Source organism: Bacillus sp. MBGLi79 (genome assembly GCF_002953915.1).
The window spans coordinates 3,671,894-3,690,422 of sequence record NZ_CP026521.1; the positions used below are offsets into that span (position 1 = coordinate 3,671,894).

The following is an 18,529-nucleotide window of genomic DNA, read 5'->3' on the forward strand; positions in this document are numbered from 1 at the left end:
CAATGAATTGTGTATGGTGAACGAGTCCTAGGTATTTGATCTGTTACTAATAGTGTATCTGCTTTCGGCTCATTTTTCACCGAAAAGTATACAAAAAGATCCTGCGTGACACCGCAAATATCAATAGGTCCTTATACTCAAAGAGATCACAACAAGAACGGGACTATTTTTCTATGGGCAAGAGCGGATATTTCTGCTCAAATTGAGAAAGATTCTTAATTCCCTTGATTTTAACGTGTTTCACATTTTTATTAAGCAAGACTATAGTCCTTCATACCGTATTTTCAAAATTGAATATGCGATTCTTGGCGTTTCCTGACCGACAAACACCGAAAAAGACCGCAACGCTAAAGTTGTGGTCTTTTCGCTTTGTCATATTCAGCAAATGGGGATCTATACATATAGAAACACCACTTTTGTGTGAGGTGCTCCCATGAGATATCGTTATCCCTGGTTTTACGTGTATCCGTATGAGATACGCCGTCCGCCCGCTCCTGCCTCCAACATAGATACTTTTATCCGTTCAGCGAAGCAGGCCGCAGGGATTTTTGCGGATGCTCAGCTGGTGCTCAGCCGCATTGCGGGCTCGCGGGAGCTCTCGCGCCGCATTCTGACCGCAGCCGAGCAGTCCGATAAACAAACCATAAAGCGCCTGATCAAACAAATGGGCGTCCGGCATGAAGTGGATACGGTCTTTAATCCCGACGGCATCTATATCAGCCTTATCGGCACGCAAAGCCGAATGATTCTTGCTTTGCGGTGGTCAGAGGACCGCAATCATTTTGCGTCCATAAGATTATGACACCATTCCAGAGCCTCAAGATAACATTCATACGCTTCTTCTTTGTCCAGTTGATTGCCTAATTCCGAGCAAGTGTCCCAGTTGTTGCTTTCAATTAATTTCACAAGCTCAAGCATTTGGTAGTAGTCATTTTGATGGCCTAATAACGCTTGCCCGACTTCATCTTTCAAAGGCAATTCTTGTACAATTTCCTCTATTTCTCTATGCAGGAGCGTGTCTATGAGAGAAAACATTCCGATCAGCATATAAGAAGCAGGCTGCGGTCGGGATGCCTTCCTCGCCAGCAGCTCGCAAAGCTTTGCTCTTATCAAAGAAATCTTAATGATTTCGTGCTTGCTGGAATGCCCTTTTCTGCTTAAATCCTTAAAGGAAAGAATATAGATCCACCGTTTGATTTCATTAAATCCAAGCAGCATAATGGCCTGCTGAATGCTTTCAATTTTCTGGCTCAAACGGCTGTGGGATGAGTTTAAAAATTTTAAAATTTGATAGGACAGTGATAAATCCCGCTCTATGTACTCTGTTACACGCTTTATGTTAGGCTGCTCTTTGCTCAGTTCGTTAAGCAGTTCATAGTAAGAATAAAAATGAGTCGACAGGTCATGCCCGCTGATGATGCGCGGCTCGCTGAAAAAGTAGCCTTGGAATAATTGAAAGCCATCTTGAACTGCCTGTTTATATTCTTTTCGGGTCTCTACCTTTTCTGCTAAAAAAATTAAGCCGCTGCAGCTGTAGGTTTGCAAAATTTTTCTGCGTTCCATTCGTGTTGTTTTGAGAAAATCAATTTTCAATATATCAATATAGCTCATGAGCTTTTCCAATAAGTCCTCATTTTGCGGGTTTATTGCATAAAAATCATCGAGCGCCAGCATATACCCCATTTTTTTCAATTCTTTGCATCTAGAAATGAGGGCCGGCGTGATCGGTATATCTTCAAGGATTTCAATGACAAGCTGTTTCGGATTGAAGGAGGTGGGAAGATTCGAAAACATCAGGCTTTCCGTAAAATTAACAAAACAGCGTTTTCCTTCCGTCAGCTTCTCAATTCCGATGTTTAAAAAGCTGTTGATCACCAAATCTGTTGTTGCCTGATCGCCGTCTTTAGCGCTATATACGTTCTCTTCGCTTTCTCTATACAGCAGTTCATAAGCAACAACCTGTTCTTTTCTATTAAAAATAGGCTGTCTTGCAACAAACACCCTCATTGATTAATCCCCCTTACAATACGCGCGGCTTTCACCCCTAAGTATATCAAATATTTTGACGAAAATTGTCTAAACATGAAAAATAATATATTCATAAAAAAACTGGCCCTTCGCGAACGAAAGGCCAGTTTTTATTTATTCTTCCTCAAGCTCTTCTTCAATTCTGCTTTTCACTTCGTGGATCCGCTGCATTTTATTGCTCCAGCAGTCCTCGCTTAAATCAACCGGGTATTCCTCCGGCTTGCTGATTCTTTTATATTCCTCCCAAAGCAGGCTGAGGTTATCCTGCACATACTGCTGTATGTCTGAAATCTCAGGGTTTTGGTAGCAAAGAATTCCCTTTTCAAAAATCAGCTCATGAAGATCCTTCGCATAAAAATTTGTGACAAATTTGCTGATGAATGTATGGACCGGATGGAACATTCTGAGCCGCTTCTGATCATTCACCTGCTCATCATAAAGCGCGATATAATCGCCTTCAGAATGATGGTTGGACTGATTGATAATTCGGTAGACTTTCTTTCTGCCCGGTGTCGTCACTTTTTCAGGATTGGATGAAATTTTGATCGTGTCGACCATTTTCCCGTCTTCCTCAATGGCAACGAGTTTATAAACTGCGCCGAGAGCCGGCTGGTCATAGGCAGTGATCAGCTTCGTACCGACACCCCAGACATCAATGCGCGCTCCCTGAGCCTTTAAATTCATAATGGTGTGCTCATCCAAATCGCTTGAAGCAATCACCTTCGCATCTGTAAATCCTGCTTCATCAAGCATTTTACGGGCTTTTTTTGACAGGTACGCCAAATCGCCGCTGTCCAGGCGGATGCCAATGAAATTAATGCGGTCGCCAAATTCCTTGGCAACCCTAATCGCATTCGGCATGCCTGAACGAAGCGTATCATACGTGTCGACTAAAAAGACGCAATCCTTATGCGTTTCCGCGTATTTTTTGAAGGCTGTATATTCATCGCGGTAAGCCTGCACAAGCGCATGCGCATGTGTGCCGGAAACCGGGATATTAAAGCGCTTTCCGGCTCTTACATTGCTTGTCGCGCTAAAGCCGCCGATTAAGGCTGCTCTCGCTCCCCACATGGCCGCATCCATTTCATGTGCCCGCCTTGTTCCAAATTCAAGCGCAACTTCATCACCGATGACGCCTTTAATCCGGGCAGCCTTTGTTGCGATTAATGTTTGATAGTTCACAATGTTGAGCAGAGCCGTTTCAATCAGCTGCGCTTCAACCAGGGGCGCCTCCACCCTCATAATCGGCTCATTATTAAAAACAAGCTCTCCTTCTTTCATGGAGTAAAGTGAACCTGTAAAAGTCAAGCCGCGCAAATATTCGATAAAATCTTCTTGGTACCCCAGTTCATCTTGTAAATAACTCAAATCGCTATCCGTAAACTTGAAATTTTCCAGATACTCTATGGCTTTTTCCAAGCCCGCAAATACGGCATAGCCATTTTCAAACGGAAGCCTTCTGAAAAACAGCTCAAAAATCGCTTTCTTTTCATGAATGCCGTCTCTCCAGTACGTTTCCGCCATATTGATCTGATAAAGGTCTGTATGCAATGACAGGCTGTCATCTTTAAATCCGTACTCTAACACTGTTTTTCCCCTTCCTTACTCTGCCACTTGCGCTCCGATGCTATTTGCAAAATGGGAAAGAGCCCATGCGTGCCCCTCCTGATTAAAGCTGGCAACAGCCTGTTGATGCACAACAATCTGAAAACCTTTGTTGTATGCGTCAACGGCCGTATGTAACACACAAATATCTGTGCAGACACCGGCAAGATGCAGTTCGCCAATCTGCCGCTCTCTGAGTTTGAGCTCTAAATCAGTTCCCGCAAAAGCAGAATATCTCGTTTTTTCCATGTAGTAAACATTAGGTTTATGTTCATGTTTCTGATATAGAGGCAAAAGCTTTCCGTACAGATCTTTTCCTTCCGTGCCTTTTATATTATGCGGAGGAAAAAGACGGGTTTCGGGGTGATATTGATCCCCTTCATCATGAGAATCTACTGCTAATACGACGTAATCACCGCTTGTGATGAATTCTTCGGTTAAATTGACGATCGCCTCTTCAATCATTCTGCCGGGCTCCCCGCAGGTCAATTTTCCGTCACTCGCCACAAAATCATTCGTATAATCAATACAAATAAGTGCTTTTTTCATAGCCGGCCTCCCCGCCATCAGTATGAGAACATTATATCTTATCTCCAGTTGTAAGTGAATTGCCATGAATAAAAAGACAAACGGCCCGTTTGTCTCTTAAGATTTCAGCACTGACCGATTATAAATGTCGTCCTGAATATATATCAATTCACGATTCACAGCGATGTCAGCCGCAATGACGAGGCCTAAAGGCGTATGAAACTGAAGATCAGATACAATCTTGAAGGGCACTCCGTATCGATTCGCCATTTGGATATAAGGAGAATAAGACTGGTACTGAAGCTCTCCATTAATCAAAAGGGTGACGTTATGGCTGTTTTTCAGCTCTTGTTCCGCCTCTTTATACGGTTTGCTTCTAAGCACTTGTCCTTTCGTCAATGCCAAAACGACTCTTTCTCTTAAAGAGCCTAAAAACAAATGGCGCTCGTCAGGCTTTGTCTCCAAAGGCCCATACATTCCTTGCTGCAAATAGAGATCCATTTTATCTTCACCCAAAAGCCTGTCCTCCCGTCTTGTTTGTTTTCATTATCACCTGATCAGGCAGGAGCTAAACTTTCAAACGCGGTTTACATTTCTGTTACCCAATGAATGATTTTTTTGGCCAGCTCACCAGCAGGGGCTTCCTCTGTATGCCGGCGCAACGAAGCTTCCAGCCGTTCAGGCAGAGTTGCTTTATCTTCTTCATAGGAAATGATCGTGCTCCACTCCAGTTGCGGGACCGCTACAAGCGTGCGCAGTTCTTTTCTGTTTTCATGCAGATACACGTCCGTGATCATTTCGGTTTGCGTATTGATATTTGCTTTTCTGATTTTCATAACATGACCTCTCTATTCAAAGACTACCCATATTATACAATAAAAAAGCAACAGCCTCTTATGAAAAGGCTGTTACCCGTTAAACGACACTGTTTCATCAATGATATCGGCATCTTTGAAGAGAGTTTTACTCGTTTGGTTGTTAATCTTCACAAAATCACCAAGCTGAAATGCGCCTGACCCCGCCCCTGAATGAGCGACGCTTTTAGGCGAAATCGCAAATACGTCTCCAAAGCTTGCCGCAGCATTACCCGAAACTGACATGATATAAATCGGCCCCACAATCGCAGGCATTTCCCCACCTCCGCATTGATTTACAGCATCATATGCAAAGAGCCGCAAATGGTGCCCGCCTATTCAGCGGACTTTGCGTTTTCTTCGAGGCGTGACCGCTGGCGCAGTTTGATCAAGCGTACAATATTCAGGAAGAACGCCTTCACTACCGCATAAACCGGCACCGCTAAAATCATGCCGAGAATTCCGCCGAAGCTTCCCGCACCGATTAACAGCAAAATAATCGTAAGCGGATGCGTATTCAGCCGTTTTCCGATCACAAGAGGAGACAGCAGGTTTCCGTCCAGCTGCTGAACGATGACAACTACAATAATCGCAAACAGCGCTTTAGCCGGCGAGTCCATAAAACCGACAATGACAGCCGGCGCGGCACCGAGAAAAGGCCCGACATAAGGAATGATATTGGTAATCGCCATGACAATCCCAAGAATCAGGGCATACGGCAGTCCGGCAATTAAATAACCGATAAAGCACGCTGTCCCGACAAAAAGACAGATTAACAGCTGTCCCTGGAAATAAGCCGCAAGCGTATCTGATAAATCTTTAAAAATCTTTAAGCCTTCTGTCCGATAAGAGGCCGGAAGAATTTTTACCGCCAAATGCGGAAAGCGGTGTCCGTCTTTCAGCATGTAAAAAAGGATAAATGGAACAGTAATAATAACAAGCGTGATGTTTGTCACGACGCCAAACACCGCAGATAAACTGGACGTGATATTTTGCGGCAGGTTTTGAAGAAAGCTTGTCAATGACTGTTCAATTTTTGATATTGATACATAATCCTGATTCATCATCCAGGTAAACCATTGGGAATGAGACAAGTCCTTTGTCAGCGCCTGAATCTGTTTTATATAATCAGGAAGGTTGTTAAACAGCCCGGTTACCTGGGATGTGATGATAGGTCCGACTGACGCTGAAATAAAGGCAAGCAAACCGATAAACAGTAAATAGATCAATAGAATGGATAATGTCCGCGGAATTTTTTTCTCAAGCAGGCGGACGACCGGATTAAATATGAAATACAAAATTCCCGCAATTAGCATCGGGAAAAACAATGTCGAGATAAAAACAATGAACGGCTGAAATACAAATGAAACTTTTGTTGCTACATAAATAATCAGCAAAACAAATAAAATCTGCAATGTCCAAAAATGGACTTTTGATTTCAACAAGCTTTGTTCCTCCTAGTTTTTCTTTGTCTGTCAGATAAAAGAACTTATACCCCATCATTGTAACAAAAATGAACTCATATCAGAACTCTTAATATAATGAGAGGAGTGTTGCTAATGAAGGCCGTGACATACGATACAGATTCAGAACTGGCTTTTATCTATGTTCATCCTCCGGAAAAGAACAGGAATATGCGGTCTGAGGAGCTTAAGGTCAATGATTGTCTCCTGCTGGATATCAGCCAAGACGGCAAAATCGCCGGATTCGAATGTTTTGGTGAGGCAGCACGCCTCTGTGCCCCATTTGCCGGGAAATCCCGGCTGTATGTAAAAGATTCAGACGGTTATCATTTTCGGGTCTGCCAGCATGCTTCAGTCCGTTCCTGCTATACGGTGTACGGCGTCACTTTCTGTTTTTTAGATGGTGACTATCAGGAATTTGCCGGTTTTGACCTTGACGGAACAATGTATTCCAGTGCGTTTTTACAGCGCTTAACTGAAAAATAGGACGTCCCGGTGTACGCCTATTTTTCATGCGCAAGCACTGTTAGACCCGCTCACTGTAATCTGGCGTGACGGAAATCATGTGCTGGATTCTGATCAAACAAACAGAATTTCGGGCTCCCTCAATTGTGATATGGTCAGGTTTTACATCGATCAGTCTGCCTCTGACCGTATCTCGTACTGTCTGTATAACGAACCTTGAGCCGATGAGCTTTTTAATGGTCTGATAGACATAAGGATCGACTAAAGAGACCAGTTGCGGACTACCTTGGTTGACCATACTTTTATCCCCTTTGTGTGTTTTATCTCAGCTTATGCCGCGCTTATGGATAATGACACAGGCTTCCCTGATAAAACAAAGGGGTGCGGAGATTTTAGGAGAATACGTTTGGAAGCGGGTGTAAAGGAAGTGTCGATGAAGCGGAGACAGCGAAGAAAGCTGGCCGCTGTTCCGTACTTATACAGGCTTTATCACGGATGCCTGGGCTTGGTCGATTAATTGGTCCAGCTTTTCTATTTTTTTTCGTGCGGTTGAAGGATCAATTTGGCGGTAATGATGGTGGCCACCCGGCTCTTCATCCAGTTCGTCCGCTTTTTTGACAATCTGCTGCAGCGTGTTTTTATCTAATTCGCCTTCAGGCAAATAGGAATCTGTATGAAGCAAAATGGCCAGGGCAATCTCTTTTGCCGCTTTCGGTTCCTCGCCAAGCCGAATCAGAAGCTTATGCGCCCGTTCTGCCCCTTTAATGGCATGGATGTCATTTCTTTTGTATTTCTCATAATCCCACTTTCCGTCTGTATACCATTCATAATGGCCGATATCATGAAGCAGTGCTGCTTTTGCTGCTAAATCAGGATTGATGTCAGCCTTCACAGACAGCCTGTATGCATGATAAGCGCAGGCAATCGCATGTGCCACGCCGGAACGCTGAAGATATTTTTGTGCAATTGGATGGGTGAAAACATCCATTAATGTAACCTTTCTCATGGAAACCCCTCCTTTAGATATTTTTAGAATCCTAACATAATTTGCAGAGAAACTCAATTCTTATGTCACATCATTTTGATCTTCTTATCATCATTGTTATACCCTAAAAGCAGCGTTTCAGTCAGTATATGCCGCTGTTCAATAAATGCTCTGGCTGCAGCCTTTTTTTATAAAAAAAAGAGCAGAAAATATCTGCTCTACAAAAACTCTTTCATATCATAAATTCTTCCGTTTTCCGTCCCTTTTTCTAATAAAGAAAGCAGCGTGCCGGCAATAAAGTCCGGACTGCGAAGGCTTCCTGTTTCATTTAATTTCAGGAATCGTTCAATGTGGTGGAAATCCTTTTTCGATGAAGAACGGATGACGGCCTGCATCTCAGTGTCCATCACACCTGGTGAAAACGAAATCATGTGCACTGGCAGCTCTTCATCCTCCTGTTCAAATCCGAATGTTCTCGTAAACATGTCGAGCCCGGCTTTTGAACTGCAATACGCGCTCCACCCCTTATATGGATTTTTGGCGGCTCCAGATGTAATGTTGACAACCGTCTTTTTGCCGCTGTATGAAGCAAATCGTTTTGTAAACAGCTGACTCAAAAGCACGGGTGCAGTCAGGTTCAGCTGATAATGCCGCTGAAGCTCGTCAAGAGACGCTTCGCCGGCGCGTTTGATCGGCGTTACCATTCCAGCGTTATTGATCAGGGTAATACCAGAATAACGATCTGGATCGATGGATGAGAGCAATGTTTCAAATTGCTGTTCAGCTTCTTCAAGATTGATGAGGTCTATTTGATGCTGCGTCAGTTTTTCGTGAGACACATCCGCTTTCGTTCTGGATAAGGCATGGACTTCATGGCCCTTCTCTAAAGCATGTGATGCAATGGCTTGACCCAGCCCTTTTGACGCTCCGGTGATGATATAAAGTTCCATTAGAAACCTCCTTTTCCGTTATTATTGTACGGCACCGCTTTTACACAACACAAGCACGCGGCCTATGCCTTCTTGTTTTCCTGCGCTGTGACTTTTGGGATGAGGAACACGATACCTGCAATTCCGAGCAGGATCAGTACGACATAGATCATCGGCAGCAGCAATGATGATGTTTCTTGTTCATTCTCTGTTTCCGTTGATGACGCCTTTGTCATTGGCTTTTCAGCAAATGTAATTCCAAGCTGTTTGGACTGGGCCGCAATCGTGTTGGAATCCTGGGCATTTGTTGATGTAAACAAACCTTTTATCAGCTCGGCGTCCTTGTCCTTCGGTTTATCAAAAGAGATATCCTTCTGTTCCTCAGGCAGTTCTGTTTTCTCTTCATAGTAGGTATCTTCATGTAAATAATTCGTATCAATTTCGATGTCTTTCTTCTCATACTGGTTTGGCGCGACATCTGTATTTTCTTCGGTTTGGGCAGCGGCGGCAGAGGGTATGAAAAGGGAAAAGGAGAGCATACAAATCATGATCCCCTTTTCCATGCTGCGATTACGCATCATACGTTTCATCGCTTTCTGCTGTGTGTTCAGCCATCAGCCGGATAATCAGCGGCAGAGCCGCGGCAATCACCGTAATGATTAGCAGAACTGTTATTCCCATTGTAAACAAGTGCCCAGTTCCGTACTGGATGTCGATATATACTTTCGAAACCGGATCTTCAAATGTAAAGTTCGGCATGATCAAATCAATAAGCGGCGCAACATAGAATAGAATCATTGCCGCTGAAGCAACCCATCCAGTGATCGATCCGAATCTGAACGCCGTCCGGATGAATGCAGAGCTTGCGATCAGCAATAGAATCGTAAACACTGACCACTTAATCGTCTGATCGTCCGGCAGTGAATAAATATTCAAACCGAACAAGCTGATCATGAGTCCGACAAGGATATTCAGAATTCCGAATAGCGCTCCTTTGACGAGAAGCGGCGCGTTTTGGTAATACGAGCTAAAATAGCCGATTAACAGACTGCTGATCAACACAATGACAAGGATGACAACCGGCGGTACCGTCTGAGTTTTCTCTTCCGGAACCTCTCCGCTGATTTTAAGCGGATTCGCCAAGTAATCATACACATAGCCATTGTTTTGCCCGTCTACTAATGTATTTCCGAGTATGCCGTATACGTCATTGCGCACGAGTTTCGTGGAGGCGACATTTTTCCCCCAGTTGTTGTTTAAGGTGTCGGCTTTTGCTTGAACATCATTGACGCTTTGCTGCATATTGGTTGTGTAATCAATGATGCCTGACTGGCGATCAGACAATGACCCCATCATGTCTGACATTTGCAGCACTTCCTGGCCGACCGTATCTTGGACATTCAGTGCCATTGTGCCAGACAGTCCATCGTTGCTGAACGTCGCAGATTCCTGCGTTGCGCCCGTTACCAGCTGTTCTGTCGCTTTTGCGGCACTTTCAGAGATTTTCGTCAGTTCATCGAGAACACCTGCTTGAGAGTCACGGATAAATCCGCTGTAGTCGTCCGCAAATTTGGTCATTCCGTCGATGAAGCTGTTAATGTCTTCATCAGTTTGCATCGTGTTGTTTTTGAGAGCTTCCCAGCTGGCTGATTCTGCAGGTGAGAGGGCCAGGATGGATTTGACGTTGCCCTGCTTGCCTTCAATGGCATTGGTTTTCGCAGCGCTGTCTATCGTGCCGGATAAGACAGAGTCATAAACAGATAGATATTTATAATATCTCATTGCTGCATTTATATTTTCTTTATTTATATAGATTGCTTCGGTAAATGGCAGCTGAGCTTTATTTTCAAGTTCTTGAATGGCATTATACATATCTCTATAAATACCTTCAAGTTCTTGCTTGCGTTTCGCTTCAAGCTTTTTAAGTTTATCTTCGAGCGTTTTCACTTGGCCTTTGAGATCATCTATTTCATCGTTGAGACCATCCATTTGCTCTTTTAGTTCTTCTAGTTTCTTTTTCAGCTCTTCATTATGAGCCGTTTCTTTTTCTTCGAGCTCTTCTTCGATCTGTTTGATTCGCTCAGACGCTTTGCTGAGCTGTTCTTTTGCTTTTGCAATATCCGAAACCTCACCGTCATCTTCAGGCTGAGTCGTGCCGCCGTCGTCTCCTGAATCTCCGGTTCTGTCTTCATTTGCCAGCCGGATCAATTGAAGGGCTGAATCAGATGAAGCAGTCTGTTCAGCAGATGTACCCGTTTCGGTATGTCCGCTGTTCGACTCGCCATTAGAGGCATCATCGTTCTGCTTCTGACCGTCAGTTCCCTGCTGCTGGTCCTGATCCTGAGTATTGCCGTCCGTTTGTCCGTCATTACCGGTATCACTGCTGTTATTGTCTTCTCCAGAATTACCATTTTGATCATTTGGAATTGTCCCGTCTCCATCATTATTTCCGGAATTTGTATCCGGCTCTGGAGTAGAGTCCTCTTTTTCAGGCTCTTTCAGATTATCTGAAATGTCCTGGATATCAGCGGCAATGCTTTTCAGTTCTTCACGCTGTTTTTCAAGATCGATTTTCAGTTCTTCAGGATCTTCTTCTTTCGGATCTTTATCTTGATTTTGATCATCGTTGTCAGAGCCATCTTCTTCCGTTGGGTCTTCCCCTTTGTCAACTGTCAATGCCCGGCGCGCCGGGACAAGCAATTCATAAACCTGACTTAATGCAGCCTGTCTTGAAGCGACCTGATATTGATCAATTAAATCGCTTTGGATTTTTGCCATGCCAAGTTCCTGCTGAGGCACTTGTCCTTCCCTGACTCTCTGGGCGTCTGCCAGCACATTGCTGGTTTGCCCAAGCTGTGTTTTCGCTTGGCTGATCCCTGTTGCCAGTCCGCTCATGCGTTCGCTGAACTGATTCGCCTTTTGCTGAGCTTGGATGGCGTCCAAACCTGTGCGGATTTGCTGCTGGGTTGAATCCTGGGCTTCCAAAAGCAGTTTTTTCTGGTTTTCTTGATATTCTTTGTATCTTTCAACTGTATCAACGAATTCTTTCAGCGTGTTTTTGGCTTCCTCCGCTGTTGAAGCTTTTTCTTTTGTCGTGCCCTGCGCTTCATTCATTGATTTCTTCAGCTCATCGATTAAATCTTTTTGCTGTTTGATTTCACCTGCTAAATCATTAGAGCTTGGTTTGTAAAAATTGTACATGACATTCTGGAATTCAGATTCTTTATTGACGATGTTGTCAAATTCTCCTCTGATGTTGTCCACTTTTTGTGACACAAAGTTCCAGTATAAGGCTGACATTTTTTTGTTCATCGTCTTTTGAGCATCCTCAAGCTCACGCTGAACTTTTTCTTTGTTGACCGCATTCAGGTTATCCTGAATGCTGAATTCCAGCGTTGCTTTTTGTGGATGGTCTTTGTCATAGCTCAAAATGTTTTTTGAGAAGTCTGAGGGAATGTAGACGATCGCATCGTATTTCTTTGAAGCGAGACCGGTCTCAGCCGCGCTTCGGTTTACGACCGTCCACGAATAATCAGGCCGTTCCCCCAGAACAGCCGCTACTTCCTTGCCGAACTGGGCGGATTTGTCCTCTTCATCAGACTTTACCTCATCACTCAATACGCCAGTGTCTTCATTCACCACTGCGATTTGCCGGGTGGAATTGACTGCTTTTTTCGTCGGATCGTCTCCGATAAATCGGAAAAACAAAACCGGCAGCAGCAAAATGATGATGACGGCGGATATTAACTTGATCAAGCTTTTTCGTTGTTCTGTCATCTAGCACTCTCCCTTTCAGCAGAACATAAAGGAATTTGAACTTTTTGCTCCTTCCCGTTTTCCACAACATATCCGAAGCCCGGCTGAATCTCAGGCTCCTGTCTTTGGTACGGGAGAGGAATGACATTTTGCTCAGATTTTTTCATCAGCAGAATCGCGTGGCGGATTTGCTTCATCTCAGTCGTCAAGGAGTCATAGCCTTTTGAGAATTCGCTGTGGTTACCACCCGGGATAAAACTGAAGCCAAGATGAGCGTATGATTTCATGAAGTTAGCGAGACGGTCTTGTATTCTCGTATCAATCGTCTGCTGGAATCTCGTTATCCCATCAATCATCAGCACCACTTGTGAGAATCGCAGATTGTGCGCGTCTCCTTGGCGGACGGCTTCTACATACATGGCTTCTCTTGTTTTGAAAATATCTTCTGCTGTTTCAATCCACTGCTCAATATCTTCTTTCGTTTCCAAATATGAAACATCTGATTCCTTCGCATAATGAGATAAGCCGCGGTCAATCGAGTCAAATAGGCCGATCATTTCGGTCTCATCATCAATCAGATGTTCAAGCATGACTTTTAGGACATTTGTTTTCCCGCGCTGAGTCTGGCCTAAAATCAGGCAGTGCTTATGCTTGCCCAAATCAAAATAGACTGGGCTGACTGTTTCTTCATGAAGCCCGATCGGTACAGATAAAGGCTTGCGTTCCAGCTTGAAGCGGAGAGAAAATTCTCTCGTTGACAAGCTCTCAGGCAGCATCGGAATTGGTGCCGGCTGCTCCATTGAAGCAAAGCGCTCTTGAAGTTTCTGAACGTCTGATTTCAGCCTATTGAACATGCCGATATCATCATCAGCGTCAACAGGCAGGAACATTTGCGCGAAATAAAGCTCTTCTTTTTGAATGATGACGCGCCCCGGGATCGGCTCAAGATTGAACTTCGGACGGCCATAAATGGAATATCCCTCAGATTGATCCATGAGATAATGGACAACCTTTGTTTTCAAGTTATTTAACAATGACTGGCGGACAGCATTCACCCTCGTTGCCGTCAGCATGAAGTAGATTCCTAAGCTCTGTCCGTCTCTGGAAAGCTGGACAAATTCCGATTCAAGCTCATGCATCTCATCCTTGACGATGTCAAAGTTGTCAATGGTGATGAAAATGAATGGAAGCTCTTCTTCGCTAAGCGCATTGTACATTTTGATGTGGCTGATTTCTTTTTCCCTGAACAGACGTTTACGTCGGTCAATTTCTTCTTTGATTCGAATCATGAACTTTTCAATTTTTCTTGACTGGTCCATCAGGAAGTAATCCGCGGTATGCGGGAGCTTCGCTAATGGCAGCAGCGTTCCGTTTCCGAAATCAAAGATATAGACATGTAGCTCCTCAGGTGTGTACACGTCCGCAAAGCTCATCAGGAACGTTGCGGCTGCAATTGATTTTCCGTAGCCCGAAGAGCCGAATATGCCGATATTTCCGTCTTCCATCATCTTATAAGCAATCGGCGCCTGGCTTTGCAAATCAGGTTCGTCGACATAAGCGAAATGGAAATGGTCTTTTTCGTCTGAAGGGAAAAGAGTGCGCGGAATACGCTCCGCAAGCGGCGGCAGCCAAGGGCTTGGCAGCTTCTCGATTCCCATTTCATCTTGGATGCGTTCAATTTCGTCAACGACAGCTTCAATTTCAGTATGAACGTCTTTTTTCGCAATATCTTCGGTATCAACCTCAGAAAGCGGAATCAGACCCGTATCTGTGACGATCGCGATTTCATCCTCTGTTCCGTAGACTTCCTCTAAGTAAGGCGCCCCGCTCCATGCAGATTGGAACAGCTCATACACTTCATTGTTTCCGACCTGCAAATATCCGCGGCCTGTTACGGTAATGTTTGCGGCATCGCTGTTTTTCAAAATTTCTTTACTGTCAGTGGCATCCTGGACCTTGAGCGCTACTTTAAAGCGCGAGTTACTCCAGATCTGGTCGTCGATGATGCCGCCTGGCTTCTGTGTCGCCAAAATCAAGTGAACGCCGAGGCTTCGCCCGATACGTGCGGCGCTGACAAGCTCCCTGATAAAATCTGGCTCCTCGCTTTTCAGCTCGGCAAACTCATCAGAGATTAAGAACAAGTGAGGCATCGCCACTTCTGCTTTCCCCTGCTTGTACAGCTTTGTATAGTCATTGATGTGATTGACTTGATACTGGTCAAACAGACGTTGCCTTTTTTTCAGCTCGCTTTTAATGGAAGCAAGCGCACGCATACTGAAGTTTTTGCTTCCTTCAATATTAGTGATCGTGCCGAGGAGGTGGGGAATGTTGCGGAACGGCTGCGCCATTCCTCCGCCCTTATAGTCAATTAATAAGAAAGCCGCTTCGTGCGGATGAAAATGCACCGCAAGGGACAGGATGTAAGTCTGGAGAAATTCACTTTTCCCAGATCCCGTTGTCCCGGCAAGCAAGCCGTGCGGACCGTGTGCTTTTTCGTGAAGGTTCAGATACACAATGTCATCTTTCCCTTTATAGCCGATCGGCACTGACAGCGACTTCGACGATTCGCTCGTCAGCCATCTTTGCTGAATGCCGATTTCTTTTACTTCCTTCGCATGAAAAAGCTCCAGGAACGATACCGTTTCCGGAATGGAATTCGTGATGCCGACCTGGTGGTTCAGTGTTCTCAGCGTGCGTGAGAACCGTTCGTTGTCCTCACGCTGATGATGATCGAGACGGAACGGGATTCTTACCGCTTTTTTCTTTTGAATTAAAATGTCGCCTTCATGCTCATTGATGTAGCGGACAAGGGTTGTAATGTTTTCCGACAGGCTCTCCTTTGTTTCCGCAGCGACAATTGTCGAGATGCCCAGATGCTCATGCTGTCCTTCTAAATATTCGAGAATGACATGCTCAGAGATCAGCTGCTGATTCGTGATAACAAATACAAAATGCGGTTTGAACTGCAGTTTTTCTTTGTCATCTTCGAGATCGCGCTCTCTGATCAATTCGTAAAGCGAAGACAGAAGCTGATCTCGCGTTTGCTCATTATAAATAAATCCTTTTGCATAAATATGGGGCATTTGAAATTGCGGAAGCCACTTCATCCACTCCCAGTCTTTATACTCTTCTTCATGAAAAATAAAAACGAAACGCAAATCGTGATAGCTGTTAAAGAACGACAGCTGTCCGATCAGCTGGTGGATCTCATTTTTCACAATTTGGGATTTACCGACAAGCCCCATCGGACCTTCCGCCAAATCGACCGTCACCGGCGCATTGCGGATGTCCTTATAGACACGCTGCATGTGCTGTGATTTCTCCATGAGGTCATCGATATCACGATTCGCCAAGTCTCCGCCGCTCATATTGATTTCATAGCTCGAAGGGACTGTTCCCGTCCCAAGCCGCAGCTGAAGATAATCCTTGCTTTCAAGTGATTTTTCCCAGATTCGGTCACTGATTTCACTTGTTAAGTATTTCATTTTTTCAAATGAAGGAAAGTGAAATTCAAGAACCTGCTTTTGCTTCTCAGCAAGTGCCTGAAGCTCTTTCCGTTTATTGTCTAAGTAAAGCTTATATACACGCTCCCGTTTTTCCTCGCGTTTTTTCCGCTGATTCTTATCCCGGAAATATTGCACTGTCGAGGTAATGAGAGTCATCATAAACATCGCCAAAGAAACGAGGATAAATATGCCGCGCGGCTGGATGATGGCGACTACGCCCATCACGATCAGCATCACAAGCGGAGGCAGGATGACGAGCCACAGCCCTCTGTTGGTTTGATCGCTCTCCTGAGAGGGAAAACTAAAGGAAACGCGGTCATCCGGCAGATCGTACACCATCCGCGGTGTTCTTCTGTACTGCGGATATTTTTTCTGCATCTCTGTACTCGGTTTGACTGTTTCTGTTAACGCTGTTTCAAACTGGGCAAAATGAACGATTTCTAAAAGGTCTTGTTCCGTCACACTCATTTGCGTGAAGTTCCAGAAGATTTCATCCCCCGGCTTGAGCGGCGTATTGGCGTTGATCTTCTCTCCGTTCAAGAAGATCGTTCCGCTTTCAGGGCGAACCGACCAGTTGCCGCCGGCACGAAGCAAAGAAAACGTGCTTTGTTCTGCAAATGCAAAATCTTGCGGATTCAGATAAATATCTGCATTCGTTTTTTCCGAGGAGCATACAATTTCATCCCGGTTTCCCGTAAAATACACGGATTTCTCAGGTTCACTGCCCAACAATATCAAGCGTATATCCTGCTGATCCGTTTGAAGAGTAAATGATGTATCCGTCTCAATCGTGCCGAGACAATCATTTCCCAGGAAAACTTCGTATTGGCCGCCGGATTCCTTTCTTTGAAGAGAAATGACTCCGCTATTAAATGGAATGGCGCTGATCGTAACGGAATCTTTCACATCAGGCCCAATGGTCACCGGATGAGACGACGGGAGGTTAGACAGATTTAATTTTTGAACGTTATTTTGGTAAAAAACCCATAATAGACTCAAATGGCGAACCCCCTAACGGCCGAATAGCAACATGCGATGACCTGCGATTCATGTCTCACGTTATTTGTCATCTTTTTTCTCATCTTTCTTTTCTGTTTCTTTTTTCTCTTGTTCTTCTTTTTTCTTCTGTTCTTCTTTTTTCGCTTTTTCCTCTGCTGCGGCTTTTTCTTCCGCTTGTTGTTTTTCTTCGTCTGTTTGTGTCTGTTCTTCGCTAGTATCGACTAATGATGTATCAGAATTAGACTGTTTATTGTCTTGACGTTCTTTTTGCGCTTTTTCAAGTTCACTATTTACTGAATCAAGTTCTTTCTGTATGTCTTCATCATTTGTATCCTCAGATAAAAGCTGCTGCTTATATTTAGCAAGGGCAAAGTAAATATAATCATTGTATTCAAGCTTACGGCCGATACTGATCGCTTCTTTGTATTCTCCTCGACCATAATCAATCCAGTACAAGAAATGCTGAGGGTCCGATTGAAGGGTGACTAAATTATTTTCTATATTTTTAGTTTTTGCACTCCCCAGATTTTCGACCTCAACATAAGACGTCGCCAGCTGATACTGCACTGATTCAGGCAGGCTTTCCGCATCGTACTTGGACAGTGTGCTGATGACTTCACTGTACTGCTTGTTTAAGAAAGCGCGGTTGCTGTCCACTATTGCCTGGTGCTTTGGCTGCGCGAAAAATAAGGCGTACATCGAATAAATAAGGGCCGGTACAAGCAAAACAATGAGCCCCAGGCCGATATATCGCTGGATGTTCCACTTCTTTTTCGGGATATGTATGTATGTTTTTGCTTTGGCTTCGAGCTCATCAATATGGGTTTGAATCAGCTCAAGCAGGCCATCATAGGATTCCGCATCCAATATCGCTTTAGCCTCTGGGGAGAACGTCAGCGTTTCATTGAATTTCAGATAGTCTTCAAACGCAAAAGCGCCGTCAACTGCCAAAGCCGCTGCCGCTTTCAGCTCCCGCCACACTCTTTCCTCATCATGCTCGTAAGGAGGGATGCTTTCCTTTACTCCATAATGGAGAAAATAAGGCGTCAGCCCTTTATCGAATACAATGTTTTCCGGAGCGACAATCACATTCAGCCTCGACAAATTGTGCTGCTGCACGGCTTGAACAAGCTGATAGGCAAACTGCCATTTGCTTTTTTTATCCTTAGCTTTCATGAAGCGGAATGCTTTATAGGAGGAGGGAGGTTGGATTGTGATGATGACCTCATCATCTGTCACGTCGATCTCTTTATGAAAAAATGGATTTACATCTTTGATCACATTAGCTTCAAGACCGTCCAGAAGCTTTATTTTTTCCCGCTGAAAGGTAAATGTATAGCCGGCATCTGTTTTCTCGGCAACGGCTTCTAATTGGTTTTCTAAATATGATTTTTGTTTACCTGACATTCAA

At 44.4% G+C, this 18,529-nt stretch carries 17 protein-coding genes; 3 read left to right on the forward strand and 14 right to left on the reverse strand.

Annotation, left to right across the window (positions count from 1 at the left end):
- Positions 1–193 precede the first annotated feature (193 nt).
- The gene (locus C1T29_RS18775) at positions 194–319 is read left to right on the forward strand and encodes a hypothetical protein (RefSeq protein ID WP_128422565.1); all 126 of its coding nucleotides are present in this window, start codon (positions 194–196) and stop codon (positions 317–319) included.
- A gap of 114 nt (positions 320–433) precedes the next feature.
- Positions 434–802 carry a YuzC family spore coat inner layer protein gene (locus tag C1T29_RS18780; protein ID WP_014665193.1) on the forward strand — a complete coding sequence of 123 codons (369 nt, stop codon included), beginning with the start codon at positions 434–436 and terminating at the stop codon, positions 800–802.
- Here C1T29_RS18780 and pdeH read toward each other — a convergent pair.
- The 7 genes from pdeH to C1T29_RS18815 form a co-directional block, all read right to left on the reverse strand.
- Entirely contained in the window at positions 778–2,007 is a 1,230-nt protein-coding gene (gene pdeH, locus C1T29_RS18785) for a cyclic di-GMP phosphodiesterase (protein WP_014665194.1), read from the reverse strand. The genes C1T29_RS18780 and pdeH overlap by 25 nt on opposite strands.
- 135 nt (positions 2,008–2,142) lie before the next feature.
- Positions 2,143–3,615 carry a nicotinate phosphoribosyltransferase gene (locus C1T29_RS18790; RefSeq protein WP_014665195.1) on the reverse strand — a complete coding sequence of 491 codons (1,473 nt, stop codon included), beginning with the start codon at positions 3,613–3,615 and terminating at the stop codon, positions 2,143–2,145.
- A gap of 15 nt (positions 3,616–3,630) precedes the next feature.
- A complete protein-coding gene (locus C1T29_RS18795) occupies positions 3,631–4,182 on the reverse strand; it encodes a cysteine hydrolase family protein (protein ID WP_103750157.1) in 552 nt (183 codons plus the stop codon).
- Between the two features lie 96 nt (positions 4,183–4,278).
- Positions 4,279–4,677 (reverse strand): YueI family protein, encoded by a 399-nt coding sequence (locus C1T29_RS18800; RefSeq protein WP_103750158.1) that lies wholly within the window; start codon positions 4,675–4,677, stop codon positions 4,279–4,281.
- Between the two features lie 71 nt (positions 4,678–4,748).
- Positions 4,749–4,997 (reverse strand): YueH family protein, encoded by a 249-nt coding sequence (locus tag C1T29_RS18805; RefSeq protein ID WP_014665198.1) that lies wholly within the window; start codon positions 4,995–4,997, stop codon positions 4,749–4,751.
- A gap of 72 nt (positions 4,998–5,069) precedes the next feature.
- Positions 5,070–5,291, reverse strand: coding sequence for a spore germination protein (locus C1T29_RS18810; RefSeq protein ID WP_014665199.1), 222 nt, complete (start codon positions 5,289–5,291; stop codon positions 5,070–5,072).
- A gap of 59 nt (positions 5,292–5,350) precedes the next feature.
- Positions 5,351–6,460, reverse strand: coding sequence for an AI-2E family transporter (locus tag C1T29_RS18815; protein WP_071580797.1), 1,110 nt, complete (start codon positions 6,458–6,460; stop codon positions 5,351–5,353).
- Positions 6,461–6,574: 114 nt separating this feature from the next.
- Between C1T29_RS18815 and C1T29_RS18820 the strand changes: the two genes are divergently transcribed.
- Positions 6,575–6,964 (forward strand): DUF2283 domain-containing protein, encoded by a 390-nt coding sequence (locus C1T29_RS18820; RefSeq protein ID WP_103750159.1) that lies wholly within the window; start codon positions 6,575–6,577, stop codon positions 6,962–6,964.
- A gap of 40 nt (positions 6,965–7,004) precedes the next feature.
- On the opposite strand, the gene C1T29_RS18825 is transcribed toward C1T29_RS18820, so the two are convergent.
- The 7 genes from C1T29_RS18825 to essB form a co-directional block, all read right to left on the reverse strand.
- The gene (locus C1T29_RS18825; protein WP_003220677.1) at positions 7,005–7,241 is read right to left on the reverse strand and encodes a YuzF family protein; all 237 of its coding nucleotides are present in this window, start codon (positions 7,239–7,241) and stop codon (positions 7,005–7,007) included.
- 177 nt (positions 7,242–7,418) lie between these two features.
- Positions 7,419–7,949: an HD domain-containing protein gene (locus C1T29_RS18830; RefSeq protein WP_003244444.1), complete on the reverse strand. Its 531-nt coding sequence runs from the start codon at positions 7,947–7,949 to the stop codon at positions 7,419–7,421.
- 197 nt (positions 7,950–8,146) lie between these two features.
- Positions 8,147–8,878 (reverse strand): (S)-benzoin forming benzil reductase, encoded by a 732-nt coding sequence (locus C1T29_RS18835; RefSeq protein WP_095431810.1) that lies wholly within the window; start codon positions 8,876–8,878, stop codon positions 8,147–8,149.
- A 62-nt stretch (positions 8,879–8,940) separates the two neighbouring features.
- The gene (gene essA / locus C1T29_RS18840) at positions 8,941–9,396 is read right to left on the reverse strand and encodes a type VII secretion protein EssA (RefSeq protein WP_080488033.1); all 456 of its coding nucleotides are present in this window, start codon (positions 9,394–9,396) and stop codon (positions 8,941–8,943) included.
- A 31-nt stretch (positions 9,397–9,427) separates the two neighbouring features.
- Positions 9,428–12,634, reverse strand: coding sequence for a type VII secretion protein EsaA (gene esaA / locus C1T29_RS18845; RefSeq protein WP_103750160.1), 3,207 nt, complete (start codon positions 12,632–12,634; stop codon positions 9,428–9,430).
- On the reverse strand, positions 12,631–17,118 hold the full coding sequence (essC, locus tag C1T29_RS18850) for a type VII secretion protein EssC (protein ID WP_103750161.1): 4,488 nt from the start codon (positions 17,116–17,118) through the stop codon (positions 12,631–12,633). The genes esaA and essC overlap by 4 nt, the downstream gene beginning before the upstream one ends.
- A gap of 60 nt (positions 17,119–17,178) precedes the next feature.
- Positions 17,179–18,525: a type VII secretion protein EssB gene (gene essB, locus C1T29_RS18855; protein WP_103750162.1), complete on the reverse strand. Its 1,347-nt coding sequence runs from the start codon at positions 18,523–18,525 to the stop codon at positions 17,179–17,181.
- Positions 18,526–18,529: the final 4 nt, after the last annotated feature.